This window comes from Nonomuraea sp. NPDC049421 (assembly GCF_040677005.1).
GTDB lineage: Bacteria > Actinomycetota > Actinomycetes > Streptosporangiales > Streptosporangiaceae > Nonomuraea > Nonomuraea salmonea.
Genome location: NZ_JBFAQA010000003.1, coordinates 159,522 through 183,868 on the forward strand (window position 1 = coordinate 159,522; position 24,347 = coordinate 183,868).

The following is a 24,347-nucleotide window of genomic DNA, read 5'->3' on the forward strand; positions in this document are numbered from 1 at the left end:
CCCGAACACGGAGGACAAACCGTGGTCAGACTGGACCGCCTGGTCAACGTGCTGGGCGGGTACGGCGTGCGCCTGGCCGGCCGGACGGACGCGCGCACGGCGCAGCTGCGCAGCGTCGCGATTCCCGACCCGACCGACGAGCGGGTGACGGGCGACGTGCTGCTGGCGGTGGGCGCGGCCTCGGTGCCGGAGGCGATCACGTGGGCGGAGGCGGCCCGCGCGACGGCGGTGCTGGTGCGCGCGGGCGAGGAGGCGGCGCGCGAGGTGCCGCAGGACGTCGGGGTCGCGGTGCTGCTGATCGACCCGGCGGTGTCGTGGAGCCAGCTCACCGGGGTCGTGTACGGGCTGGTGCTGGAGGGCAGGGAGACCGAGTCGGGGCGGGGCCCGACTGACCTGTTCGCGCTGGCCGACAGCCTGGCGGACGTGGTCGGGGCGGCGGTGACGATCGAGGACCGGCTGTCGCGGGTGCTGGCGTACTCACGTTCGCAGCAGGCGGGCGACCCGGCGCGGCTGGAGACGATCCTGGCCAGGCAGGTTCCTGAGCGGTTGCGCGAGCTGTTCGAGCAGCGGGGGGTGCTGTCGCGGCTGGCCGCGTCGGACGGGCCCATCTTCGTGGACCCCGACCCGGCGTACGGGCTGACCGGGCGGATGGCGGTGGCGGCGCGGGCCGGCCGCGAGGTCCTGGGCACGGTGTGGGTGACCTGCGACAGGCCGCTGACGGGGCGGCGGCTCACCGCGCTGGCCGACGGGGCGCGTACGGTGGCGCTGCACCTGCTGCGCTCCCGCGCGAGCGCGGACCTGGAGCGTCAGGTGGAGTCCGACCTGGTGATCCGGCTGCTGGAGGGCAGCGCCGACGCGGTGACCGCGCTGAGCCAGCTCGGGCTGGCGCCGGGCCAGATGCGGGTCATCGCGGTACGCGCGGGCGCCGCCGCCGACCGGCACGCCGCGCTGCTGCTGGCCTTCGACCGGGCGACCACGGGGTTCGGCTGGTCGCGCCCCGGACGCAGCACGCTGCTGGGCAACACGCTCTACACGATCCTGCCGGGCGAGGAGGCGGGGGCGGCACCGGCGTGGGTGGCGGCGTTGCAGGCGGCGCTGCCCGCGCAGGTGGAGCTGGTGGCCGGGATCGGCGCGCCGGCCGGGGTCGCGGAGCTGCCGGCCGGGCGGCAGGAGGCCGACGAGTGCCTGGCGCTGCACGAGAGCGCGGGCGGGGCGCCGCCGGTGTACGACGAGTCGTGGGGCGACATCCTGCTGCAGCGGCTGCGGGTCGCGGCGCGTACCGGAAGGACTCCGGCCAGGGGGCCGGTCGGCGCGTTGCGGCGGCACGACGCCGGGCACGGCACCCGGTACGTCGCGACGTTGCGCGCCTGGCTGGAGGCGCAGGGCGACCCGGTGGCGGCGGCGGAGCGGCTCGGCGTGCATCCCAACACGGTCAGGAACCGGTTGCGCAAGATCGGCGAGATCACCCCGCTCGACCTGGACGACGCCCGGCAGCGCCTCGCCATGATCATCCAGCTGGAGGCCCTCGGCGAGTGATCCGGGCCGGTTCTCCGCCATTCGAACGACGTCCGCCATTCGATCGGTTGAGGCGCGGCACCCCGTTGTGAGACCCGCACAATCCAGGCAGCCGGATTGTCGCGTCCGTACAGCGCTCCCCCGCCTCGCCGGGGTCATGCTGTCCCCGTAAGCAGCGAGGAGAGGAAGGGCGTCATGGTCGACGGGGGCAGCGGCTGGCCGCGCAAGGTGATCGTGGTGGGCGCGGGCATCGTCGGCCTGTCGACGGCGTGGTTCCTGCAGGAGCGCGGTGTCGAGGTCGAGGTGGTCGACCGCAAGGGCGTGGCAGGAGGGGCGTCCTGGGGCAACGCGGGATGGATCTCCCCCGGGCTGGCCATCCCGCTCAACGAGCCGTCCGTGCTGCGCTACGGGCTGCGCTCGCTGCTGAGCCCGTCCGCTCCGCTGCACGTGCCGGCCACCCTCGACCCGGGGCTGTGGTCGTTCCTGCTGCGGTTCGCCGCCAACTGCCGGTGGCCGTCGTGGACCCGGGCCGTGCGCGCCAACCTGCCGCTCAACGAGGAGAGCATCGAGGCGTTCGACGTGCTCACGTACAACGGCGTACGTGCGCCGCTCGTGCACGCCCCGATCACCGCGGGCTTCCGCACGCCCAAGCAGGCACGGGCGCTGCTGCACGAGCTGCGCCGCATCTCCGCCGCCGGGCAGCAGGTCGCGCACGCCCCGCTCCGCCGCGAGCAGCTCGTCGAGCACGTGCCGCTCGCGTCCGGCGCGCTGACGGCGGGAGTGCGGATCGACGGGCAGCGGTACGTCGACCCGGGCGCGTTCGTGCACGCCCTCGGCAGGTCGGTGATGAGCAGGGGCGCCACCGTGTACGCCTTCGAGGTCACCGACGTGCGCGGCGACGGCGGGAAGGTCACCGTCAGCTCGTCCAAGGGCACCACCCTGACGGCGGACGCGGTCGTCGTGGCGACCGGGGCGTGGCTGCCCAAGCTGGCCGCGCAGTGGGGCGTGCGGACGCAGGTGCGGGCGGGCCGCGGCTACTCCTTCACCGTGCCCGTCGATCGTCCGGTGCCCGGGCCGATCTACCTGCCCGAGGTGCGGGTGGCGTGCACGCCGTACCAGGGCAAGCTGCGGGTGGCGGGGACGATGGAGTTCCGCTCCCCCGACGCGCCGCTGGTGCCGGCCCGGCTTGAGGCGATCATCGCCTCGGCGCGGCCGCTGCTCGACGGCGTCCGGTGGGAGGAGCGCACCGACGTCTGGGTGGGCCCCCGCCCTGTCACCCCGGACGGGCGTCCGCTGGTGGGCGCGACCGGGCGGCCCGGCGTGTACGTCGCGGGCGGCCACGGCATGTGGGGCATGGCGCACGGCCCCGCCACGGGACGCCTGCTCGCCGAGCAGATCACCACGGGCAAGCAGCCCGCCGCGCTCCGCGAGTTCGACCCCCTCCGCTGAGCCTGAGCCGCCGGCGCCGGAAGCGCGTACCCATGACTTCCGGCACCTCCTCGGCGGCCGTCCCGCGCCGTACAGTGGCGGCATGCGGCGAATCGGCCCCGATGCGTGGGCAGGGCTGGCGATGCTGGCCGGATGCGTCGTGGTCGGGGCGCCGGTGCTGTTCGGCGCGGGTGCCACGGGAGGGGAGTCCGGGTGAAGGTCACCCAGGCGTATCGGTTCGCTTTGGAACCGACGCCCTCGCAGGAGCGAGCGCTGGCCTCTCACGCGGGCGCGGCGCGGTTCGCCTGGAACGGGGGTCTGGCCGCCAAGTGTTGACCGGCGTGGACGATGGCGGGCGGCTCATCGAGGTCGCCGGGCCGAAAGCGCTGCGCGCCGGTCTGCGGAAGCTCCGGCGCCTTGGCCGCGCCTGTCCCGCAAGGTCAAAGGTTCGAACAAGAGGCGCAAGGCTGCCGACCGTCTGGCCCGCCATCACGCCCGCGTGGCGAATGTCCGCGCCGACGCCTTGCACAAGGCCACCACGGCGCTGGCCGCACAATGCGCAGCGGGATGAAGCAGGAACCCGGCCCGGCCGGGACCGCCGCCGGGCAACCGGCGGCTGCCTGACATGGGCTCACCAGAGTTCACTCACAGGCAACGGTTACAGCAACAGGGAGAACTGAACTTCTAGCTTCTACTTCTCCCGAATCCTCTCTTCTTCCTGGCCGAGGGGACGGTGACGAATCACGTCTCGGCGCTGCCGGCCAAGCTGGGGGCGCGCGATCGTGCGAACGCCGTGCTGCGGGCGCTGCACGAGAACGTGCTCGGCTGAGCGGCGGTTCGCGGTGACAGCGGGTCACCGGATGTTAGCGTCCCGTTATGCACGACGACGACATGTCCGGGCGGCCGCCGCTGGGCCGCCGGGTGCTGATCGTGGTGGGGGCGGTGCTGCTGACGCTCGCCTACGTGGCCATGGGCGCCGCTTCGTTCGTGCTGGTGGCGAAGGAGTTCGGCTGAAAGCGGGCCCCCGCCGCTCCGGCCGGCGAGGGCGCGCGGCGGGGTCACCGCTGGCTGGGCTCCGCCGGAGCCGCGGGGCTGCGCGGCGGCACGACGTGCACGCGGGCCGTGGCGATGTCGAAGTAGAGGCCCACCAGCTTGAGCTGCCCGGCCCTGACCTGCTCGTCGACGCGGCGGTAGGTCCTGAGGTTCTCCAGCTGCTGCTGGACGTTCAGCCGGCAGAGCCGGTCGAGGGAGGCGTCCGGCCCGCGCTCGGCGGCCAGCCGGTCGAGGCCGGCGGCGCCGTGCCGCAGCCAGCTTTCGAGCTGGGGCAGGCCGGCGGTGGTGGCGGGGCCGCCGAGCAGGGCGGCCATCGCGCCGCAGCCCGAGTGGCCGCAGACGGTGATGGTGTGGACGTCGAGGACGCGGGTGGCGTATTCGATGGCGGCGCCCACCGAGTCGTCGGCGGGCTCTGAGCCGGCGCAGGGCACGAGGTTGCCGATGTTGCGGACGGTGAACAGGTCGCCGGGGCCGCTGCTGGTGATGAGGCTCGGCATGATCCGGGAGTCGGCGCAGGTGATGAACAGGTGGCTGGGCTGCTGCCGGCCGGCCAGCTCGGTGAAGATGGGGCGCACGAGCGGCGCCGTACGGCGGTGGAACTCGGCCGCGCCCTGGGTGAGCCGGCATTCCTGCACCCCGGTCGTCCGGCGGCGGGGATGCGTCCACGGCAGCCACCAGTGCCCGGCCGGCTTGGGCGGGCTCTTGGCGGGGAACATGCGGGCCCCGCTGGCCGCCATCGAGTACCACTCGTCGTGCAGCTCGTCGATGGTGACGGTGCCGCCGAGCCGCTCGTGGTCGAGCCGCCAGGAGTGGATGGCCTCGAAGGCGGCGTTGTCCATGAAGTCGATGTTGAGGTCGAGGTCGACGTCGGCGCGGGCCGGGATGGCGCGCAGCTCGGCGGTCAGCCGGGGCACGCCGAGGAAGGTGAGCGAGCCGGACACCGTGGCGTGCAGGCGGCCGTTCGGCTCCTCGCGCTTGTCGACCGTGACGCGGGTGAGCCGCCGCAGCGCGAGCAGCGCGCCCAGGGCGAGCCCGGCCAGCACGCCCTCGGCCAGGCCGATCACGACGACGCCGGTCAGCGTGACGAGGTAGACGGGCACCTCGTTGTGCCCGTGCACCTTCCTGACGTGGCCGAGGCTGATCGTCCTGATGCCGATGAAGACCAGCAGCGCGGCCAGCGCCTCCATGGGGATGAGCCGGATCGTCCAGCCCAGGCAGAGCGCGAACAGCAGCACCCAGCCGCCGTGCAGGACGGCCGACCAGTGCGTACGCGCCCCCGCCCGGATGTTGGTGGTGCTGCGCACGATCACCCCGGCCACGGGCAGCCCTCCGAGGAACCCGCTCACCACGTTGGCCACGCCCTGCCCGGACAGCTCTTTGTCGAGGTCGGCGCGCGGCCCGCTGTGGGTGCCGTCGGTGGCGACGCTGCACAGCAGCGACTCGGCGCCGGCGAGCAGCGCCACCAGCAGCGCGGCTCCGGCGATCTGGTGCCAGTCGGCCTGCGGCAGCTCGGGCGGGGACCAGGAGCCGAGCGCGCCGGACAGGTCGATCCTTGTCACGTTCCAATGGAAGAGCCAGGCGGTGGCGGCGGCCACGACGAGCGCGGCCAGCGGCGCGGGGACGGCCCTGACGTGCTTGGGCAGCCGGTTCCAGACGAGCAGCACCGAGACGGTGAGCACGCCGACCATGACCTTGTGCCCGTGCAGGTCGGCGATCTGGCCGGGGAGCTGGACGAGGTTGTCCCACGCGGAGTGCTGCGGGCTGCCGCCGAGCACCACGTGGAGCTGGGCGAGCGCGATGACGATGCCGACGCCGGCCAGCATGCCGTGCACGACGGCGGGCGAGACGGCGAGCGCGGCCCGCGCCGCCTTGAACGCGCCCAGCAGCACCTGGACACCGCCCGCCAGGATGGTGATGAGGCAGGTGGCCTGCCAGCCGTAGGTGTGCACGAGCCCGGCGATGACCACGGTCAGGCTGGCCGTCGGGCCGCTGACCACGAGAGGCGATCCGCCGAGCAGGCCCGCGACGATGCCGCCCACGGCGGCGGCGATCAGCCCGGCGGCGAGCGGCGCGCCGGCGGCCATGGCGATGCCCAGGGACAGGGGCACGGCGACGAGGAACACCACCAGCGACGCCGGTAGATCGTATCTGAGAGTCCGCATGATGCTACTCTCCGTAGTTATCTGCATGCGGCAACCCTAGTGCCCGCGCCCGGCACGATCCGACGTCTGATGAGCGCGCCGGACGCTTTTCGCTGCCGGCGTCGAAACCCCTAGGCCGCCGGGCGTTCCAGCCGGATGACGACCGACTTCGAGGTCGGGGTGTTGCTGCCGTCGGCCACGCTGTCGAGCGGCACCAGGACGTTGGTCTCCGGGTAGTAGGCGGCGGCCGAGCCGCGCGCGGCGGGGTAGGCGACCACGGTGAAGCCGGGCGCGCGGCGCTCGACGCCGTCGTGCCAGACGCCGACCAGGTCCACCACGTCGCGGTCGGCGAAGCCCAGCTCGGCCAGGTCGCCGGGGTTGACGAGCACGACGCGGCGGCCGTGCCGGATGCCCCGGTAGCGGTCGTCGTCGGAGTAGGGGACGGTGTTCCACTGGTCGTGGGAGCGCAGCGTCTGCAGGATGAGGTGGCCGGGCGGCGCCTCCAGCAGGGTGAAGGCGTTGGCGGTGAAGACGGCCTTGCCGCTCGGGGTGCGGAAGACGCGCTCGTTGACCGGGTTGGGCAGCCGGAACCCGCCGGGCTCCGCGACGCGGGCGTTGAAGTCCTCGAAGCCGGGCACGACGCGGGCGATGCGGTCGCGTACGGCGCCGTAGTCGGCCTCGAACGTCTCCCACGGGATGTCGGGCCGGTCGCCGAGGACGCGGCGGGCCAGCCTGCTGATGATGGCGACCTCGCTGAGCAGGTGGGGCGAGGCGGGGTCGAGCCGGCCGCGCGAGGCGTGGACCTGGCTCATCGAGTCTTCGACCGTGACGAACTGCTCGCCGCCCGCCTGCACGTCGCGGTCGCTGCGGCCGAGCGTGGGCAGGATGAGCGCGGTCTCGCCGCAGACGGTGTGGGAGCGGTTGAGCTTGGTCGAGATGTGCGCGGTCAGCTTGCAGGCGCGCATGGCCCGCTCGGTGACGGCGCTGTCGGGGGTGGCGCGGACGAAGTTGCCGCCCACGCCGAGGAACACCCGGGCGCGGCCGTCCAGCATGGCCTGGATGGCGCCGACCGTGTCGAGCCCGTGCTTGTGCGGCGGGGTGAAGCCGAACTCGCGCTCGAGCGCGTCGAGGAACGGCCGCGGCGGGCGCTCCCAGATGCCCATCGTGCGGTCGCCCTGCACGTTGCTGTGGCCGCGCACCGGGCACACGCCCGCGCCTTGACGGCCGACGTTGCCGCGCAGCAGCAGGAAGTCGACGATCTCGCGGATGGTGGCCACGCCGTGCTTGTGCTGGGTCAGCCCCATCGCCCAGCACACGATGACCTTCTCACTGGCCAGGACCATCTCGTGCACGCGCTCGATCTGCGCGCGCTCCAGGCCGGTGGCGGCCAGCAGGTCGGGCCAGGCGAGCGTACGCGCGTGCGCGGCGAACTCGGCGAAGCCGGTGGTGTGGGCCTCGATGAAGGCGTGGTCGAGCACGGTGCCGGGACACGCGTCCTCGGCCTGGAGCAGCAGCAGGTTGAGCGCCTGGAACAGGGCCAGGTCGCCGCCCGGCCTGATCTGCAGGAACTCGTCGGCGATGCGGGTGCCGCGCCCGACGATGCCGCGCGCCTTCTGCGGATGCTTGAACCGCATCAGCCCGGCCTCGGGCAGCGGGTTGACCGCGACGACGCGCCCGCCTGAGCGCTTGGTCTCCTCCAGTGCGGAGAGCATGCGGGGGTGGTTGGTGCCGGGGTTCTGGCCGACCACGAACACCAGGTCGGCGTCGTGGATGTCGGCCAGGCTCACGCTGCCCTTGCCGACGCCCAGGGTCTCGATGAGGGCGTGGCCGCTGGACTCGTGGCACATGTTGGAGCAGTCGGGCAGGTTGTTGGTGCCGTAGGCGCGGGCGAACAACTGCAGCAGGAACGCGGCCTCGTTGCCGAGCCGGCCCGAGGTGTAGAAGAGCGCCTGGCCGGGGTGGTCGAGGGTGCGCAGCTCGCCGGCGAGCAGGCCGAGCGCGTCGTCCCAGCCGATCGGCTCGTAGTGGTCGCTGCCGGGGCGCTTGACCATCGGCTCGGTGAGCCTGCCCTGCTGGTTGAGCCACTGGTCGGTGCGGCCGGCCAGCTCGGAGATCGGGTGCTCGCGGAAGAAGTCGCGGGTCACCCGGCGGGAGGTGGCCTCGTCGGTGACGTGTTTGGCGCCGTTCTCGCAGTATTCGTTGCGGTGCCTGCGGCCCGGCTCGGGCCAGGCGCACCCGGGGCAGTCGATGCCGGCCGCCTGGTTGACGTTGAGCAGCGTCAGCGCCGTACGGCGCACGCTGGTCTGGCCCAGGGAGTATTCCAGCGCGTGGGTGACGCCGGGCAGCCCGGCCGCCCACGTCTTGGGCGGCGTGACGTGCAGACGCCCGCCCTCTTCTCCCCTGTTCATCGGTGATCATCTCCTCGCGGCTCGTGCGTAGGTTACCGCCGGCGCGGGAGAGGTCGGTTCACCGGGATCCGGAGCGTCGCGTGGTCGATCGCTCGCTCCGCGGCGATGATGGTGCGGGTTGATCACTTCTCGATGGAGGCAGTACGCGATGCGGATCGGTGTCGTCTTCCCGCAGACCGAGCTAGGCGGCGACGCGGGCGCGCTGCGCGCCTACGGCCAGGGGGTCGAGGAGCTGGGTTACGCCCACGTGATGACCTTCGACCACGTGCTCGGCGCCGACCCCGACGTGCACCGGGGGTGGGACGGCCCGTACGACGTGCACACCACCTTCCACGAGCCCTTCGTGATGTTCGGCTATCTCGCCGCGCTGACCTCGCTTGAGCTGGTCACCAGCATCATCATCCTGCCGCAGCGGCAGACGGCGCTGGTCGCCAAGCAGGCGGCCGAGGTCGATCTGCTGACCGGCGGGCGGTTCAGGCTGGGGGTCGGGCTGGGCTGGAACCGGGTCGAGTTCGAGGCGCTCGGCCAGGACTTCTCCACCCGGGGGCGGCGGTCCGAGGAGCAGATCGCGCTCATGCGGCGGTTGTGGACCGAGCAGACGGTGACGTTCGACGGCGAGTTCGACCGCGTCACGGGGGCCGGGCTGGCGCCGATGCCGGTGCAGCGGCCGATCCCCGTCTGGATCGGGGCGCAGGCGCCGCCCTCCTACCGGCGGGCCGGGCGGCTGGCCGACGGCTGGTTCCCGCAGATGAGTCCAGGGCCGAAACTGGACGAGGCCAAGGCGATGGTCGAGGAGGCCGCCACCCAGGCCGGGCGCGACCCTTCCACGCTCGGCATGGAGGGGCGGCTGGCCTGGCGGGGCGACGCGGACGAGGTGGCCGGCCTGGCCGGCCGGTGGCGCGAGTCGGGGGCCACCCACATCGCCATCGACACCATGCGGGCGGGCCTGGCCACGGTGGACGACCACCTCGCCGCCCTGGCCCGCGCCGCCGACGCCCTCGGCCTGCGCGGCTGACCCGGACCTGGGCGGGACCTGGGCGGGACCTGGGCGGGACGTCCCCGGGGCCTGCGCGGTCCTGCGAGCGCCGGCCGTGCTGGAGGCGCGCCGCTTCAGGCGGGGTCGCGGATGCGGGCCGTGGGGAGGGGGCCGGTGTGGGGGGCGAAGGTCTCGAGGATCGTGGAGACGCCGGCGTTGTCGGCGCCCGCGACCGCGATCACCACCGCCTCCGGCGAGGCGAGCGCCGGGACCCGGTGCGGGGTCGCGCTCAGGCCGTACCGGTCGGTGATCGCGTCGGGATGGTCGGCGGGAAGCCGGTGGCGGCCGTTCCGTGAGACGGCGTCCTTGCCGACGGCGGCCAGCTCGGCGCGGCTGTTGACGGCGTGGTCGTGCAGGAAGCGGCGCAGGTCGTCCTTGCTCCATCCGGCCGCGCCGAAGACGGCGGCGTGCTCGGGCCCGAGCACCACGAGCGCGCTGCCGGTCTCGTGGACGAGCGCGCCGGTCCTGCGCAGGGAGCCGGCGAGGTCGAGCGCGAGCTGCTCGGGCGAGCCGGTGTGGCGGGACTCGACGTGCAGGCACGACCGGATGACCAGCGCGGTCACGGCGCTGTCGGCAGGGGCGAAGCCGTGCTCGCAGTGCAGCGGCTCCCACGGGCTGTCCTCCTCGTTCTCCGCGATGCAGGCGGAGAACCTGGCCGGCGTGCCCTGGGTGGCCTGGTCGAGCAGGTGCGGGCGCAGGCCGAAGACGTTGATGGCGGCCAGCCGGACGGCCCGGCCGATCGTGGCGTTGGCGCGGAACCCGGAGCCGAAGACGTCCCCTCCGCTGTTGAGCCCGATGCGGTCGCGTACGGGACCGTTGACGACGAGCAGCGGCGCGGTGCCCGCCGTGCTCTGCCAGACCCCGCACTTCAGCTGCGGCTCCCTGCCGATCGCCTCCCACGCGGCCAGCACCACCGGGAAGTACGCGGGCAGGCACCCGGCCATGGCGGCGTTGATGGCGGCCAGCCGGACGGTGCAGCGCCGGTCGAGGTGCGGCAGGGCGAACAGCACCTCTTCTGGGTCGCGGTCGGTGGTGGCGAGGAACTCGGCCAGGTACGACCCGGTAACCGGCACCACCGGCAGCCCGTCGGTCCAGCCCTGCCGGGCGTAGTACTCCATGGCGGCCCGGATCTCCTCCGCACCGGCCACCGGCATCGCGGTCATGCCCGGCCTCCCCCGGCGCCGAGGACGCGCAGCACGCCGGGCAGCACCTCGGCGGCCCGCCCGCGCAGCGCGTCCGCGCCCAGACCTGCGACGGGGTGGCGGACGACGGCGAAGGCGTACCCGGGGAAGCCGCAGACCTCGGCCATGGCGCGGCCCGCCGCGAGGAACGGCTCGGTGACGACGCTCACGGCGGGCACTCCGGCACGTTCCAGCGCGACGCCGTCGGCCACGGTGGCGGCGGCGCAGGAGCCGCCGTCCCCGACGGCGGTGAGCACGACGTCGCAGTCCTGCGCGAGCTCCTTGATCAGCTCCTCCCCTGCGGGCAGCCCCGCGCAGTCCTTGACGTAGCGGAGCGAGCCGGCCGTGCGGTGGCGGTGGCGCAGCTCGGCGGCCAGCTCCGTGAGGAGCCTCGTGGCGTTGGGGCGGGCGTTGTCCAGCAAGCCGACGGTCAGCCCGCGCAGGCTCACCGGCCGCGGGGCGGGGGTGGCGTCGGCCGTCCTGGCGGCGGAGCCCGTGGGGTCGAGCAGGGTCTCTCGTCCGGTCATGGCGCCTCCAGCTCGTCCGTCGGGGCGCGCGCGATGGCGTACGCGCCCGATGGATCCACGTTCGCGCCACGTCACCGCCGGTGACTACCTCTTTTTCCACACAACGGAAGCCGGATCGGGCGCCTCAGCCGGCGGCCAGCCCCAGGAGCAGCTCGGCCAGCTCGCCCGGCGCGGTCACCATGGCCTCGTGACCGGTGGCCAGGTGGTGCACCGGCCAGCCGCGGGCGGCGGCGCGCTCGGCGTGCGGGGTGAACACCCGCATCCACTCGACGCACTCGATGAACGCGGCCGGCACCTGCTCGCCCTTGCCGGTCAGCCGCAGCGGCTCGGTGTATGTCGCCCACGGGTGCGGGGTGAGCCTGGGGGTGAGCCAGCCGAGGTCGGCGGGATCGGTGACGCCGAGCACCTCAAGGGAGCGTACGGGGATGAGCCACCCGAAACCGGGCCCCGCCACCGACGCGCGGTAGTGCCCGGCGACGGTGGCGGGCAGCAGGTCGATGGCGGGTTCCCCGTCGTCGCCGACGAACGCGTCGAGGTGCGCCCGCAGCGCCAGCCGCTCCGGCACGCGGTCCGCGACGCCGGTGACGACCTGCCCGGCGTAGCTGTGGCCGACGAGCACGACGTCGCGCAGCTCGTACGCCTCGATGAGCGCCACCACGTCCTGGACGTGGACGGCGAGCCCGACGTGCGGGCCGAGCAGGTGGGCGCGGTCGCTGAGGCCGGTCAGCGTCGGCGTGTGCACCTCGTGACCGGCCGCGCGCAGCAGCGGGACGACCCGCCGCCACGCCCAGCCGCCGTGCCAGGCGCCGTGGACCAGGACGAAGGTGCTCACGCGTTCTCCATGACGATCATCCCGGCGCCGGTCATGGAGGCGGGCACGAAGTAGTGGCGGTGCCTGACCACGACCTCGGGGTCGAGGGCGCCGCGCATGACGAGCCACATGATCAGTTCGGCGCCCTCGCCGCCGAACGTCTCGATGTAGCGCTCCCTGCTCCACCCGGCCAGCTCGTCGGGACGGAAGGCGATGTCCTCCAGGAAGCGGCGGTCGGCCGCCGGGTTGACGAACCCGGCGCGGGCGCCCTGGAGCTGGTGCGACAGGCCGCCGGTGCCGAGCACGACGAACGTCTCGTCGCCCGGGTAGCGGTCGATGGCGCGGCGCAGCACCTTGCCGAGGTCGTACAGGCGGGCGGGCAGCGGGATGGGGTACTGCAGCACGTTCACGAAGATCGGCACGACCTTGACCGGCCACGCCCCGGCCGGGCGGCCCCAGAACAGCTCCATCGGCACCTGGAGCCCGTGATCGACCTTGATCTCCTGGATGATCTCCGGGTCGAACATGTGCTCCACCAGCGTGTCCACCAGGTGCCAGCCGAACCCGGCGGCGCCCTCGAAGGGCGGCACGGCGCGCGGTCCCCAGCCCTCGTCCACCGGCTGGTACTCGGCCGCGCAGCCCACCGCGAACGTGGGCACGCGGTCGAGGAACAGCGCGTTGAAGTGGTCGTTGAAGACGACGACCGCGATGTCGGGCTGGTGCTCGTCGATCCACCGCCGGGCCGGCTCGTAGCCGTCGAAGAACGGCTTCCACTCGGGGGTGTCGCGCAGGCCCTTGTCGAGCGCGGCGCCGATCGAGGGCACGTGGGAGGTGCCCAGGCCGCCGAGGAGTCTGGCCACGGCCTATCCCTTCTTCCCGAGCCGCTCGCGCAGGAACGTCTCGTGGTCCATGCCGGCCTGGTGCGCGCCGATCTCGGTGATGCGGATCGGGTCGACGGCGGAGATCTTCAGGATGAAGAACAGGTTGCCGCCGAGGCGGATCATCTCCCGCCAGTCGCGGGCCAGCACCGCGCGCCGCTCCTCCTCGCTCAGCCCGAACCGGTCCAGGTACGCCCGCTCGTCCGCCTTGAACGCCGCCCTGTTGGCCGGGTCGCCGAGCCCCATGGCCATCTTGTTGAGCCGGTAGCCGCGCAGTCGCCGGGCGCGGTCGAGCAGCGGAGTGTCGGGGATCCGGTCTTCCGTCACCTGAGCGCCGCCTTGCGCCAGCCGCCGTCGGCGTAGATCTTGCGGGCGACCTCGGTGTACGGCACCGGGCTGACCGTCGCGCCGATCTCGGCCTGGGCGTGCTGCTCCACGGTGAGCTTGCCGCTGCCGCCGTCCGGCTCGCCCCACACCAGCGACACCTGGACGCCCTCGTGGGCGTGCTCCGCGTCGAGCATGGCCAGGGTCAGCATCTTGCGCTCGTTGGCGCTGTAGCCGATCCACGTCGAGATCCCGGCGGGCGCCCCTCCGGCCTTGACCAGGTCGTACGGGTGCATCGCGTACACCGCAGAGGGGAACTCGACCCACTTGGCCGGCCGCCCCTCCTTGTCCAGCTGCGAGCCGATCGCGGCGAGGAAGTCGCCGGCGTCCAGCGCGAGCGTCACCTTCCTGCGGTGCGGCCCGGCGGCCTTCGCCTCCAGCGCGTCGCGGCCGATGAAGTCGTGGTCGAACTTGACGAACGAGCCGTAGCCGAGGTCCCACGGCGTCAGGTAGTAGTCCTCGATGCGGTCGGAGACGAAGCTGCCGCCGATGGAGGCGTTGGCCTCGTACCCGTCGGCGGGCAGCCACTGGCGGTAGCTCTTGAGCGCCGCACCGGTGTAGATCGCGGGCAGCGGCGAGGGGATCCAGCCGGACTCCAGCGTGTTGGAGGAGTAGGCGCGCCCGCCGACCAGCCGCATCCCGTACTCCTCGCCGGCCGCCACCAGCGCGCCGTGCACCTCCTCGCCCTCGGCCCACGGGCCGAACAGCTCGTAGCCGGGCTGGCCCGCCATGCCGTGGCGCAGCGCGCGGACCTCACGGCCCGCGATGGTGATCGTGGTGATGTGGAAGAACCTCAGCTCGGGGGCGGGCGCGCCGGTGGCCCGCTCGATCACCCGCGCCGCGTTGGGTCCCTGGATCTGGTAGCGGTACGACCTGCGGTTGAACGGGTCGGGCCGGGCGGCCGAGCGCTCGTCCAGGGTCGCGGTGACGTCGTGGCCGCCGGTCTCGGCGTGGTAGCGCACCCAGTTGAGCGCCGGGATGCGGCCGACCAGGTTGAACGTCTGCTCGCCCAGGCGGAAGAGGATGACGTCGCCGATCACGTACCCGTCGGGGGTGCACGGCACGAACTGCTTCGCACTGTGCACGGGGAACCTGGCGAAGCTGTTCACGCCGAGGCCCGACAGCAGGGCGAGCGCGCCCGGCCCTTCGAGCAGCAGCTCCGCCATGTGGTACGACTGGTTGAACAGCACGCAGGTCCGCTGCCAGGCCAGCTGCTCGTCCCGCCAGTTCGTGTACTCCGCCGGCACCCCCGGATAGACGTTCGGCCCGGCCTGCAGGTTGCGTAGATGGTCGACCAGGTTCGTCCGTACACCGTTGACGACGTCTTCGAGGCTGGAGCCGGTCATCGCGCGTCTTCTCCTTAGCCGAGCTTGTGCCGTGCCTGGATGCTAAGCAGCGGCGCCGCGGCGGCGGATGGGGCCGCCGTCCCGGTCGTCCTAGGACAAGTGACGTAGCCGGCCGGGTCTCAGCTCGGGGGCGGCACCAGGCCCTCCCGCATCGCGACCAGCACCGCCTGCGTACGCGAGCGCAGCCCCAGCTTGCCCAGCAGGTTGCTGACGTGGGTGCGGGCCGTGCGCTCGCTGATCACCAGCCGGGCGGCGATCTCCCGGTTGGAGTGCCCCTCGGCGATCAGCACCAGCACGTCGCGCTCGCGGTTGGTCAGGCCGGCGACGCCCGTGTGCGGGGCGCGCATCTTCTGCACCAGCCGCCTGGCCACGGCCGCGCCGAGGAAGACGTCGTCGTTGGCGGCGGCCCTGATGGCGGCGGCCACCTCTGAAGGGCCGGCGTCCTTGAGCAGGTAGCCGGCCGCGCCGTGCTCCAGGGCGGCGTGGATGCGCTCGACCTCGCCGAAGCTGGTCAGGATGACCACGCGCACGGACGGGAACCGCCTGGCGATCTCGGCGGTGGCCTCGACGCCGTCCATCTTCGGCATCACCAGGTCCATCAGCGCCACCCTGGGCAGCGGCAGGCCGCGCGTCCTGAGCGACTCCAGGCAGTCGAGCGCCTCACGGCCGTTCGCGGCCTCGCCGGCCACCTCGACGTTCTCCAGCGCCTCCAGGTACGCGGTCACGCCCCGCCTGACCACGGCGTGATCGTCCACCACCAGTACGCCGATCGCCTGCACCTCCACGCTCATGAGGTCCCCAAGGAAGGTCGTCGGTTCGGTCCGGCCGGCAGCAGGGTCGGCAGCGGTATCGCCAGCCGCACGACGGCTCCACGCTCATAGGGACGTGCGGACGTGGTCAGTTCGCCGTCCCAGCGGGCGGCGCGTTCGCGCATGGCGGTCATGCCGAAGCCGCCCTCCCCGGCCGGCTGCCCGGACAGGCCACGGCCGTCGTCGGCGATCTCGCACGTCAGCCACCGCTGCGTGCCGCGCCTGGTCAGGGCGAGGTCGATGGTGACGAGCGAGCCGCCCGAGTGCTTGACGCTGTTGTGCAGGGCCTCGGCGACGACCCGGTAGGCGTCCTCGCACAGCTCCGGCTCCAGGTCGCCGAGCTCGTCGTCCTGGTCGGTGACGGTGACGCGCACCTCGAAGCCGGTACGCCCGGTGGTGACCGCCGCCAGCGTCCGCACCGCCGCCGGCAGGCCCTCGTCCGACAGCGCCGTGGGGTGCAGGTCCGTCACCATGGCCCGCAGGTCGCCGAGCACCGCCTTGGAGATGCCGGCCAGCTCCTGCGCCACCCGCGTCACGTACGCCGAGTCCACCACCGCGCCACGGGCGGACAGCATGCCGAGCGACTCCACCTGCATGCCCATCGAGAACACCTGCTGCACCACCGAGTCGTGCAGGTCGCGGGCCAGCCGCTGACGCTCCTCGCGGCGCGCCACCTCCCGCTCGCGCTCCAGCAGCGCCGCGTACGCGACGGCCTGCGCCGCCTGCTCGCCCATCGCCATCAGGAAGTCCAGCGCGGTGCGGCCGATCTCCTGGCCCGGCGCGAAGTACGCGTTCAGCACGCCGACCGGCTCGCCGCGCACCAGGAGCGGCACGCTGGCGAACCAGTCCCACTCGGGGTGGCGCATGTGCTCCCTGATCGGCTCCCACACCGGGTCGGTCATGACGGTGGCGTAGCGGTGCGGCACGACGACCGGCCTGCGGCCGGTGAACGCGTCGATCATGCGCAGCTCGGCGCCGGCCTCCATGCAGGCGATGAGCAGGTCGAAGAAGTCAGGCGTGCTGCCGAAGCCGGCCGTGCCCATCACCTGGAAGCTCTCGCCCGCGGCGTTCACGGTGAGGATCTGCACGCTGGCCAGCGCGTCGGCCTCCAGCACCTCCTTGGCCAGCGCGTCGAGGGTGCCGCTCAGCGAGCACTCGGCGGCCACCCGCCCGGCGGCGCTGGCGATGGCGGCCAGCCGCCGCTGGTGACGGCGGCTCTCGGTGACGTCCCTGAACGCGACGACCCGCTCGCCCCGCCCCGAGACACCGACCCGGTACGCGAACTCCCGCCGCCCGCCGACCGGAGCCTCCCACCCCACGACCGCCTCCTCCGTTCCCCCGCCCGAGGGGAAGGGAGAGGGGACGCCAGGGAGGTCGGCCGGCTTCAGGCCGCACAGTCGCAGCGCGGCCGGGTTGGCGAGGATGAAGCGGCCGTCGCGGTCGATCACGGCGAGCCCGTCGGGCGCCAGGTCCAGCAGAGTGCGCGCGTCGAGTGCGGGTGCCTCGTGCCCGGCGTCATGCGCCATGAGCGGTGTCCTCCTCGCTGGAACCGGGGCCCGCTGACCCCCATGATGCCCCGGGGTGGCGGGCGGCGGCAGGTGCGGCGGGACGAGTTACGACATTTGACGTAGACGGCCTGGCCGCAGGACACGTCCCGGCGGGGCCGCGCGTCGCATCACGCGGGGTCGCGGGCGTCCTAGCGTCGGAGGCCAGAGCGTAAGGGGAGGCCGCGATGGAGTTCCTGGTACGTTTCGAGACCCGCCTGCCCGACGCCATGGGCGACGCCGAGCGCAAGGAGCTGCGCGAGGCCGAGCGAGCCAGGGCGATGCGGCTGCGCGCGGACGGCCTGCTCAAGCGGCTGTGGCGGGTGCCTGGCCGGCGCGCGGTCGTCGGACTGTGGGAGGCCCCCGACGCCACCGCCCTGCACGCGGCGCTGTCCTCGCTCCCGCAGTTCCCCTGGATGGACGTGACGGTCGAACCCCTCGCCACCCACCCCCAGGAGACCTGACCCGCGCGGGCCGGCGGCCCGCCGTAGGACAGGTGTCGCGGCCGGGACGCGACGGGTGCGCAGGCGGAAGCCGTCATCCGCGCCGTGTTCGCGGGCGGGCCGGTCCCTAGCCTCACCAGCAGGTACCGCAGCCGGTCGGCTGCCCGCTTCCGCAGGAGGGTCAGGTCATGTCCGCTGACAGCGCGCCCGCGCAGGTCCGTCTCGACCACCGGGCGGCCCTGGCGGGGGCCCTGAGCGCCGCCACGTACGAGATCCTGCCCTTCGGCCGCGCGGAGGAGCCGGTGCTCGCGCACGTCCCGCGCACGGTCGGGCTGACCGTCACCGCCACCGAGGCGCGCGGGCTCGGCCCCACGATCGACCTGGCCGTACGGCTGGCCGGGCACGGCTACACGGTGGCCCCGCACCTGGCCGCCCGGCTGGTCCGCGACGCGCGGGAGCTGAAGGACATGGTGGCGCAGCTCCGGGAGGGCGGCGTGGACGGCGTGTTCGTGGTCGGCGGCGACGCCGTACGGCCGGCCGGGCCGTTCCCCGACGCGCTGTCCCTGCTGGAGGCGCTCGACGGGCACCCGTTCGCGCGGGTCGGCATCGCCGGGCACCCCGAGGGGCACGGCGGCATCCCGCGTACCGTCATCGACCGCGCCCTGGAGGAGAAGGCGCCGCACGCCACACACATCGTCACCCAGCTCTGCTTCGACGCCCGCACGACCGCCGGCTGGTCGCGCCGGCTGCGTGCCCGCGGCGTCGGCCTGCCGGTCATGGTCGGGCTGCCCGGGGTGGTGAGCCGGCAGCGGCTCGTCCGCGTCACCGCCCGGCTCGGGCTCGGCCCGTCCGCGCGTTTCCTGCGCAAGCGGCAGAACCTGTTCTGGCGGTTCCTGCTGCCCGGCGGCTGGCGCCCGGGCCGGCTTGCCGCGCGCCTCGCGCCGTACCTGGCCGAGCCCGGCACGGGGCTTTCCGGCCTGCACCTGTTCACCTTCAACGAACTGGCCGCGACGGAGGCGTGGCGGCGCAGGCTCCTGGAGCGGCTCGGGGGCGCGGCCTGAGGTCCGCGCCCCCGGCAGGCTCAGGACGACTCCGACGGCACGGCCACCGCACCGGGCTCCTTCTCCTCCGGCCGCACGGTGGCGTACCTGATGCCCAGCACCGCGAGCAGGCTGACCAGGCCGGGCACGCACAGGAAGAGCGCGACGGGCGTGGAGGAGCCGCCGGCGGCGTAGAGGGCGGGGTAGACGGGGGTGAGGGCGCCGGCGACGGTGCCGCCCACCGCGTACGCCACCGAGATCCCGCTGTAGCGCACCTCGGTCGCGAACATCTCGGTGAACAGCCCGCCCTGCGCCCCCGCCATGATGCCCTGCACGATGGCCGCCACCAGGAACGCCACCAGCGCCAGCCCGGCGTTCCCGGTGTCGACGAGGGCGAACATGGGCACCGGCCACACCACGGCGGTGATCGCGCCCGCGACGTAGAGCCGCTTGGCGCCGAACCGGTCGGACAGCAGCGCCGAGACGAGGATCGCCAGGATCCACACGGAGGTGGACGCCAGGATGAGGGTGAGCAGCGTGTTCCTGGCGTACCCGACGGCGGAGGTGCCGTAGGTGAGCATGTAGACGGTCACCGCGTAGCCGACGGCGGGCGGGGCGATCGCGGCGAGCCCGCCGAGCACCAGGTTGCGGGGGTGCCGGCGGAGCAGCTCGGCGAAGGGCACCTTGGTGACGGTCTGCCGCTGCTTGGCGCGGGCGAACTCGTACGGCTCCGACAGCCGGATCCGGACGATGAAGCCGATGACGACGAGCACCGCGCTCAGCAGGAACGGGATGCGCCAGCCGGTGGAGTAGAAGGTCTCGTCGTCCATGCCGGAGACGGCGAGGAACGCCAGGTTCGAGGTGAGCACGCCGATGGGGACGCCGAACTGGGCGAAACTGCCGTAGACCGCCCGCCGGCGCGGGGTCGCGTTCTCGGTGGCGATGAGCAGCGCGCCGCCCCACTCCCCCGCCACGCCGAACCCCTGGATGAGGCGGAGCGAGACGAGCAGCAGCGGCGCGCCGATGCCCAGCGCGGCGAACGTGGGCAGCACGCCGATGAGGAACGTCGAGCCGCCGGTCAGCAGGAGCGACAGGACGAGCATCGACTTGCGGCCGATCCGGTCGCCGAAGTGGCCGATGACGGCCGCGCCGATCGGCCGGACGATGAAGCCGGCGGCGAACGCCGACAGGGAGGCGAGTGTGGCGGCGTCGGGGTCGGACTCGGGGAAGAAGAGCCGCGGGAACACCAGCGCCGCCGCGGTGCCGAAGATGAAGTAGTCGTACCATTCCACCGACGTGCCGATGAAGCTGGCCGCGAAGACGCCTCTCATCGACCGGGGCTTGGACGTGCCGTTCTGGGCCATGGCTGTGCTCCTCGGAGCAAGGGGGATCGTCTCACCGTATTCGGGCCCGCGCCGCGCGTCGTGCGTCTTCCGCGGCACGCGGGCTACGTCATGTGTCGCGGTTCCGCTCGACCCGGACGGGCGTGCCCGACCAGCCGGAGAAGACCCGCGCCACCATGGAGATGCCGGCGTCGGCCGCACCCGCCACGACGATCGGCAGGTGCCCTGGGTCGCCGCGCCTGGGCAGCGGGGACGACGGAGGGGCGCACCGCGCGGTCAGCAGGGCGCGTACGTCGTCCTTGCTCATGCCGGCTCTGGCCAGCAGCCGCGCGTGCCCGGGGCAGAGCAGCACGGCGGCTCCGGCGTGCCGGGAGGTCCAGCCGCCGATACGCGCGATCGCCCCGGCCAGCTCGGCCATCAGCGGGCCCGCCGCGGTGTCGGAGCTGCCGGCGAACGTGCTGGTGTCGACGAGGATCGCGGAGACCGCGTCGGTGCCCGCGGGCACGCCGCCGTCGGCGCTGAGCGGCGGCCAGGGGCTGTCCTCCTCGTTCTCGGCCACGCACATCGACCATCGGCCCGGCAGCACGCCCGGTGCGGGCCGGTCGAGGCCGTGCGGGACGCCGCCGAGCGCGTTGCGGACGGTCAGGCCGATCGCCCGCGTCACGGTGGTGCTGGGGCGCAAGCCCTGGGCGGGGCCGGTGAAGCCGAGCCGGTGGCGTACGGGGCCGTTCACCACGATCACGCGGGCCGGGCCGCTGCTGCTCTGCCAGCCGCCGCCGACGTGGGACCGCTCGCCCATGAGCGCGTCCCAGGCGGCCAGCACCACGGGGAAGTGCTCGGGGCGGCAGCCGGCCATGACCGCGTGGACGGCCGCCACCTCGACGGTGACGGGGCTCTTGAGCTGGTCGAGCCGGCCGATGTCCTGGCCGGGCGGCCGGTGCGTGGTGGCGAGCAGCTCGGCCACGCGGCGGGGGGTGGCGGACACGAGGGGCAGCCGGTCGCTCCAGCCGTGCTCGTACATGAACGCGACCGCCCGATACGCCGCCTCCCCCTCCTCACCGGCCACCTCGGCCGCGGGATATGGCGGGCCGTGAATTCGGTCGGACATCCTGCTCACACCTCCTGTCCGGTGCAATTTAGAACGCGGGGGCGGCCCGGGTGACCGCGCCTTTCATGACGCGGAAGGGTCGCTGGAACCGGGCGCCGGGGCCGGCCGGCGAGCGGGAAGAATGGCCGGACGGAAAGGCGGTTTTCACGCAAGGGAAAGAAATGTCGCGATAAATGTGTCCACTGTCGGTGACTTGTCCTTTTGGGTAGCCTGGGGTAACACCTACGTAACCCGATATACGGACAGGCAGGTGAGCAGGTGACCGTCCTGGCAGACCGGTCTGTGGAATCGCATCGCCTGACATCGGCGCAGCGGGTGCTGTCCATCCTCGGCGTGTTCGACGCCGAGAACCTGGCGCTGTCGCTCAGCGAGATCAGCCGCCGGGCCGGCCTCACGCTCAGCACCACTCACCGGCTGCTCAACGAACTGCGCTGCTGGGGCGCGCTCATCCGGCACGGCGACGGCAAGTACAGCATCGGGGTGCGCATCCTGGAGCTGGGCACGCTGGCGCCGCAGGGCGGGCAGCTGCGCGAGATCGCGCTGCCGTACCTGCACGACCTCCAGCACGCCGTGCGCGCCAACATCCACCTCGGCGTGCCCGACGGGCACGACGTCATCTACGTCGAGTCGCTGCGCGCCCGCGACACCGTCCCCGTGCCGAGCCGGCAGGGCGGGCGCTGGCCGCTGCACGCGACGGGCACGGGGCTGGTGCTGCTGGCGCACTCCTCGCAGGAGTTCCAGGAGGAGGTGCTCGCCTCCGAGCTGCGCGGCTACACCGCGAACACGCTGACCGACCCCGACGAGCTACGCCGTTTCCTCGCCGAGGTGCGCAGGTCGGGGGTGGCCGTCGTGGAGAGCCAGCTCACCTACGGGGTGATGGCGGTGGCCGTGCCGATCAGGGGCGCGCGCGACCGGGTGGTGGCGGCGGTCGGCATCACCGTGCCGAGCGGCTCGGCGTCCCCGCGCTCGCTGGTGCCGGCGATGGCGACGACGGCGCGCAGCATCTCGCGGGCGCTCGGCGCCCCCTCGGCGGGCGCGCCGGTGCCGCGCCCGCACTGGCGGGTCCGCGAGGCCACCCGCCCGCTCACTCCCCCTGGGGTACCGAGGTGACCGGCTCGGTGCCGTAGTGATGGGGAGGGCCGCCGTCCACGGCCAGGATGTGGCCGGAGATCCACCGGGCGCGGTCGCTCAGCAGGAACAGCGTGGCGTACGCGACGTCCCATGAGGTGCCCTCGGTCTTGAGCGAGGTGCTGAGGCGGCGCGGCTCGCGCAGCGACTCCGGCATCGGGCCGCGCGCCGCGAACGCGCCCCAGATCACGCCGACCTGGACGCAGTTGACGCGGATGCCCTGCGGGCCGAGCGAGGTGGCGGCGCCCTCGGTGAGGTTCTCCAGGCCCGCCTTGGCGACGGAGTAGATCATGCCGGGGCCGCGGGAGCGCACGGTGACGGAGGAGACGTTCACGATCGCGCTGCCGCGCGGCATGACCGGGACGGCGTGCCTGATGATCGACCAGGCCGACTTGAGGTTGACGGTCATGAGCCGGTCGTAGTGCTCGGGCGTGGTGTCGAACAGGCCGCCGCGGTCGCCGGCCGCGACGCAGTTGACGACCGCGTCCAGCGTCCCGAACGCGCCGACGGTCTCGGCGACCGCGCCCGCGCAGGCCCGGTCGGAGGTGGCGTCGGCGATCACGGGGACGGCGGTGCCGCCCTCCTCGGTGATCAGCTTCACCGTACGGTCGGCGGCGCCGGCGTCCCTGTCCAGCACCGCGACGCGGGCGCCGTGCCTGGCCAGCACCCGGCAGGTGGCGTACCCGACGCCGGGGAACGCCGTGCTCTGCCCACCGCCGGTGACCAGCGCCGTCCGCCCGGCCATCCACCGGGGATCGGCGCCGGCGAACGGGTCGGTCATGGGGCCGGCGGTCATCAGGTGGCCTCGGCCAGCGGGGCGACGCGGGTCAGGCGGGACTTCATCTCGGTGCGTTCCAGCGAGCCCGGCGGGAGGAGCGTGACGGCCGCGCGGACGGTCAGACGGGCGCGGATCAGCTCCTCGATCTCCCTGCGCAGCCCCTCGGGGTCGCCGGGTGCGTCCCCCAGCTCGACCTCGACCCGCAGCGGCGGCTCCACCCGCGGGCCAGGCCCCGGCAGGACGATCTGCGCCACCCCGTTCGTGCGCGGATGCAGGTCCTGGACGAGGTCGCGCACGGCGGTCGGGAACACGTTCACCCCCAGAACGATGAGCATGTCGTCGGTACGCCCCACGCACCGGATCAGCGGCGCCCCGTCACGATCGAGCCCCGTGACCAGCACCCGGTCCCTGGTGCGGAAGCGCACCAGCGGGCAGCACTCGCGATCCACCGACGTGTAGACCAGCTCACCGGACGCGCCAGGCTCGGGGACGACGGGCTCGCCGTCGTCGGGGTCGACCAGCTCCACCAGGACGTGCCTGCCGCCGGTGAAGCGCATGCCGGCCGCGCCGGGCGGCTCGGCGAACAGGACCGGCGCCATGTCGGCGTTGCCGAGCCCCTCGGTGATGCGGGCGCCCCACTCCTGCCGCAGGTGCCGCCGGAACGCGGGCTCGCCGCCGCCCGGCTCGCCGCCCACGAAGATCTTGCGGATGCCGAACTCGCGCGGGTCGCGGCCGAGCCTGCGGACGTACTCGGCGAGGTAGCGCACGTACGAGGGGGTGGCATGCAGGGCGGTGACGCCGAGGGAGTCGAGGGCCTGCACCGCCTTGTCGGAGTTGCCGGTGCCGATGGGGATCATGGTGGAGCCGATCCGCTCCAGCGCGTCCCTGATCGGCAGCCCGCCCACGAACAACGTCAGCCCGGCCCCGTGCAGCACGACGTCCTCGCGGGTGGCGCCCATGGTGGTGAACGCGCGGGCGGTCATCTCGGTCCACGACTCGGCGTCGCGGCGGGTCACCCCCACCCAGCTCGGCTTGCCCGTGGTGCCGGTGGAGGCGTGCACCCTGATCACCTCGGCCATCCCGACCGCGGCGTGCCGGCCGAGCGGCGGCGCGGCGGCCTGCGACTCGCGCAGCGCCTGCTTGTCGGTGAACGGAAGTTTCCGCAGGTCGGACAGGGACACCAGGGCAGCAGGGCCGATGCCGTGCGCGGCGAACAGGTCGGCGTAGAACGGCGAGCGGGCCGGCAGTCCGGCGAGTTGCGTGAGGAGCATCGCGGTGACGGCGTCTCGGTCCTCGGGCGCGACGAAGCCGGGTGTGGTCACGTGGTGTCCTTCCGGTGAGGGTGTCGGCGGCCACCGTGCCGACAGGTGTGCGCGGGCCTTCCGGGGACCCCACTATGCCGAGGGGGCGCGGGGGTGATCGAGCGGACTTTCGCGTCGCGGAAGT

General features: G+C 73.5%; 22 protein-coding genes and 1 pseudogene. 9 read left to right on the plus strand and 14 right to left on the minus strand.

Features of this window, described 5'->3' with window-relative positions; all coding sequences use genetic code 11:
- Window positions 1–21 precede the first annotated feature (21 nt).
- From AB0K18_RS06800 to AB0K18_RS06820, 5 genes and pseudogenes are all read left to right on the plus strand, one after another.
- Window positions 22–1,536 carry a helix-turn-helix domain-containing protein gene (locus AB0K18_RS06800; RefSeq protein WP_364910885.1) on the plus strand — a complete coding sequence of 505 codons (1,515 nt, stop codon included), beginning with the start codon at window positions 22–24 and terminating at the stop codon, window positions 1,534–1,536.
- Window positions 1,537–1,710: 174 nt separating this feature from the next.
- Entirely contained in the window at window positions 1,711–2,964 is a 1,254-nt protein-coding gene (locus AB0K18_RS06805) for an FAD-dependent oxidoreductase (RefSeq protein WP_364910888.1), read from the plus strand.
- A 192-nt stretch (window positions 2,965–3,156) separates the two neighbouring features.
- Entirely contained in the window at window positions 3,157–3,279 is a 123-nt protein-coding gene (locus tag AB0K18_RS06810; RefSeq protein ID WP_364910891.1) for a helix-turn-helix domain-containing protein, read from the plus strand.
- A 64-nt stretch (window positions 3,280–3,343) separates the two neighbouring features.
- Window positions 3,344–3,514, plus strand: a pseudogene (locus tag AB0K18_RS06815) (transposase); the annotation flags it as partial.
- A 305-nt stretch (window positions 3,515–3,819) separates the two neighbouring features.
- Window positions 3,820–3,957, plus strand: coding sequence for a hypothetical protein (locus AB0K18_RS06820; RefSeq protein ID WP_364378458.1), 138 nt, complete (start codon window positions 3,820–3,822; stop codon window positions 3,955–3,957).
- A 44-nt stretch (window positions 3,958–4,001) separates the two neighbouring features.
- On the opposite strand, the gene AB0K18_RS06825 is transcribed toward AB0K18_RS06820, so the two are convergent.
- Window positions 4,002–6,158 carry a SulP family inorganic anion transporter gene (locus AB0K18_RS06825; protein WP_364910897.1) on the minus strand — a complete coding sequence of 719 codons (2,157 nt, stop codon included), beginning with the start codon at window positions 6,156–6,158 and terminating at the stop codon, window positions 4,002–4,004.
- Window positions 6,159–6,268: 110 nt separating this feature from the next.
- Entirely contained in the window at window positions 6,269–8,545 is a 2,277-nt protein-coding gene (locus AB0K18_RS06830) for an FdhF/YdeP family oxidoreductase (protein WP_364910900.1), read from the minus strand.
- Between the two features lie 148 nt (window positions 8,546–8,693).
- Between AB0K18_RS06830 and AB0K18_RS06835 the strand changes: the two genes are divergently transcribed.
- Window positions 8,694–9,560, plus strand: coding sequence for an LLM class F420-dependent oxidoreductase (locus AB0K18_RS06835; protein WP_364910903.1), 867 nt, complete (start codon window positions 8,694–8,696; stop codon window positions 9,558–9,560).
- Between the two features lie 95 nt (window positions 9,561–9,655).
- Here the strand turns inward: AB0K18_RS06835 and AB0K18_RS06840 are convergent, their stop codons facing one another.
- The 8 genes from AB0K18_RS06840 to AB0K18_RS06875 all read right to left on the minus strand — a co-directional run bounded on the left by AB0K18_RS06840 (window position 9,656) and on the right by AB0K18_RS06875 (window position 17,043).
- Window positions 9,656–10,744, minus strand: coding sequence for a hypothetical protein (locus tag AB0K18_RS06840; RefSeq protein ID WP_364910905.1), 1,089 nt, complete (start codon window positions 10,742–10,744; stop codon window positions 9,656–9,658).
- Window positions 10,741–11,289: a UGSC family (seleno)protein gene (locus tag AB0K18_RS06845; protein WP_364378446.1), complete on the minus strand. Its 549-nt coding sequence runs from the start codon at window positions 11,287–11,289 to the stop codon at window positions 10,741–10,743. The genes AB0K18_RS06840 and AB0K18_RS06845 overlap by 4 nt, the downstream gene beginning before the upstream one ends.
- Window positions 11,290–11,413: 124 nt before the next feature.
- Window positions 11,414–12,121, minus strand: a complete 708-nt coding sequence (locus tag AB0K18_RS06850; protein WP_364910909.1) for an alpha/beta fold hydrolase — start codon at window positions 12,119–12,121, stop codon at window positions 11,414–11,416.
- Complete coding sequence (locus tag AB0K18_RS06855; RefSeq protein ID WP_364910911.1) at window positions 12,118–12,960, minus strand: class III extradiol dioxygenase family protein; 843 nt, start codon at window positions 12,958–12,960, stop codon at window positions 12,118–12,120. The genes AB0K18_RS06850 and AB0K18_RS06855 overlap by 4 nt, the downstream gene beginning before the upstream one ends.
- Window positions 12,961–12,963: 3 nt before the next feature.
- Window positions 12,964–13,305 (minus strand): hypothetical protein, encoded by a 342-nt coding sequence (locus AB0K18_RS06860; protein ID WP_364910914.1) that lies wholly within the window; start codon window positions 13,303–13,305, stop codon window positions 12,964–12,966.
- Window positions 13,302–14,708 carry a hypothetical protein gene (locus AB0K18_RS06865; protein WP_364910917.1) on the minus strand — a complete coding sequence of 469 codons (1,407 nt, stop codon included), beginning with the start codon at window positions 14,706–14,708 and terminating at the stop codon, window positions 13,302–13,304. The genes AB0K18_RS06860 and AB0K18_RS06865 overlap by 4 nt, the downstream gene beginning before the upstream one ends.
- Before the next feature lie 119 nt (window positions 14,709–14,827).
- On the minus strand, window positions 14,828–15,499 hold the full coding sequence (locus AB0K18_RS06870) for a response regulator transcription factor (protein ID WP_364910919.1): 672 nt from the start codon (window positions 15,497–15,499) through the stop codon (window positions 14,828–14,830).
- Entirely contained in the window at window positions 15,496–17,043 is a 1,548-nt protein-coding gene (locus AB0K18_RS06875; protein WP_364910922.1) for a histidine kinase, read from the minus strand. Before AB0K18_RS06875 ends, AB0K18_RS06870 begins: the two co-directional genes overlap by 4 nt.
- Window positions 17,044–17,249: 206 nt before the next feature.
- On the opposite strand from AB0K18_RS06875, the gene AB0K18_RS06880 reads away from it, so the two are divergent.
- Complete coding sequence (locus tag AB0K18_RS06880) at window positions 17,250–17,525, plus strand: muconolactone Delta-isomerase family protein (protein ID WP_345385733.1); 276 nt, start codon at window positions 17,250–17,252, stop codon at window positions 17,523–17,525.
- Window positions 17,526–17,692: 167 nt separating this feature from the next.
- Entirely contained in the window at window positions 17,693–18,565 is an 873-nt protein-coding gene (locus AB0K18_RS06885) for a methylenetetrahydrofolate reductase (RefSeq protein WP_364910925.1), read from the plus strand.
- Window positions 18,566–18,585: 20 nt separating this feature from the next.
- Here AB0K18_RS06885 and AB0K18_RS06890 read toward each other — a convergent pair whose 3' ends face one another.
- Both AB0K18_RS06890 and AB0K18_RS06895 read right to left on the minus strand, forming a co-directional pair.
- Window positions 18,586–19,908 (minus strand): MFS transporter, encoded by a 1,323-nt coding sequence (locus AB0K18_RS06890; RefSeq protein ID WP_364910929.1) that lies wholly within the window; start codon window positions 19,906–19,908, stop codon window positions 18,586–18,588.
- A gap of 88 nt (window positions 19,909–19,996) precedes the next feature.
- A complete protein-coding gene (locus AB0K18_RS06895) occupies window positions 19,997–20,995 on the minus strand; it encodes a hypothetical protein (protein ID WP_364910932.1) in 999 nt (332 codons plus the stop codon).
- Window positions 20,996–21,277: 282 nt separating this feature from the next.
- Between AB0K18_RS06895 and AB0K18_RS06900 the strand changes: the two genes are divergently transcribed.
- Window positions 21,278–22,105 (plus strand): IclR family transcriptional regulator, encoded by an 828-nt coding sequence (locus tag AB0K18_RS06900; protein WP_364910935.1) that lies wholly within the window; start codon window positions 21,278–21,280, stop codon window positions 22,103–22,105.
- Here the strand turns inward: AB0K18_RS06900 and AB0K18_RS06905 are convergent.
- Window positions 22,080–22,919: an SDR family oxidoreductase gene (locus AB0K18_RS06905; protein ID WP_364910937.1), complete on the minus strand. Its 840-nt coding sequence runs from the start codon at window positions 22,917–22,919 to the stop codon at window positions 22,080–22,082. The genes AB0K18_RS06900 and AB0K18_RS06905 overlap by 26 nt on opposite strands.
- A complete protein-coding gene (locus AB0K18_RS06910; RefSeq protein ID WP_364910940.1) occupies window positions 22,919–24,223 on the minus strand; it encodes an AMP-binding protein in 1,305 nt (434 codons plus the stop codon). The genes AB0K18_RS06905 and AB0K18_RS06910 overlap by 1 nt, the downstream gene beginning before the upstream one ends.
- Window positions 24,224–24,347: the final 124 nt, after the last annotated feature.

Coding starts and splice junctions, on each gene's coding strand:
- AB0K18_RS06905 (WP_364910937.1), bottom strand. CDS start 22,919: ATGACCGCCGGCCCCATGACCGACCCGTTCGCCGGCGCCGATCCCCGG.
- AB0K18_RS06880 (WP_345385733.1), top strand. CDS start 17,250: ATGGAGTTCCTGGTACGTTTCGAGACCCGCCTGCCCGACGCCATGGGC.
- AB0K18_RS06890 (WP_364910929.1), bottom strand. CDS start 19,908: ATGGCCCAGAACGGCACGTCCAAGCCCCGGTCGATGAGAGGCGTCTTC.
- AB0K18_RS06875 (WP_364910922.1), bottom strand. CDS start 17,043: ATGGCGCATGACGCCGGGCACGAGGCACCCGCACTCGACGCGCGCACT.
- AB0K18_RS06870 (WP_364910919.1), bottom strand. CDS start 15,499: ATGAGCGTGGAGGTGCAGGCGATCGGCGTACTGGTGGTGGACGATCAC.
- AB0K18_RS06830 (WP_364910900.1), bottom strand. CDS start 8,545: ATGAACAGGGGAGAAGAGGGCGGGCGTCTGCACGTCACGCCGCCCAAG.
- AB0K18_RS06835 (WP_364910903.1), top strand. CDS start 8,694: ATGCGGATCGGTGTCGTCTTCCCGCAGACCGAGCTAGGCGGCGACGCG.
- AB0K18_RS06865 (WP_364910917.1), bottom strand. CDS start 14,708: ATGACCGGCTCCAGCCTCGAAGACGTCGTCAACGGTGTACGGACGAAC.
- AB0K18_RS06885 (WP_364910925.1), top strand. CDS start 17,693: ATGTCCGCTGACAGCGCGCCCGCGCAGGTCCGTCTCGACCACCGGGCG.
- AB0K18_RS06895 (WP_364910932.1), bottom strand. CDS start 20,995: ATGTCCGACCGAATTCACGGCCCGCCATATCCCGCGGCCGAGGTGGCC.
- AB0K18_RS06805 (WP_364910888.1), top strand. CDS start 1,711: ATGGTCGACGGGGGCAGCGGCTGGCCGCGCAAGGTGATCGTGGTGGGC.
- AB0K18_RS06825 (WP_364910897.1), bottom strand. CDS start 6,158: ATGCGGACTCTCAGATACGATCTACCGGCGTCGCTGGTGGTGTTCCTC.
- AB0K18_RS06820 (WP_364378458.1), top strand. CDS start 3,820: ATGCACGACGACGACATGTCCGGGCGGCCGCCGCTGGGCCGCCGGGTG.
- AB0K18_RS06845 (WP_364378446.1), bottom strand. CDS start 11,289: ATGACCGGACGAGAGACCCTGCTCGACCCCACGGGCTCCGCCGCCAGG.
- AB0K18_RS06840 (WP_364910905.1), bottom strand. CDS start 10,744: ATGACCGCGATGCCGGTGGCCGGTGCGGAGGAGATCCGGGCCGCCATG.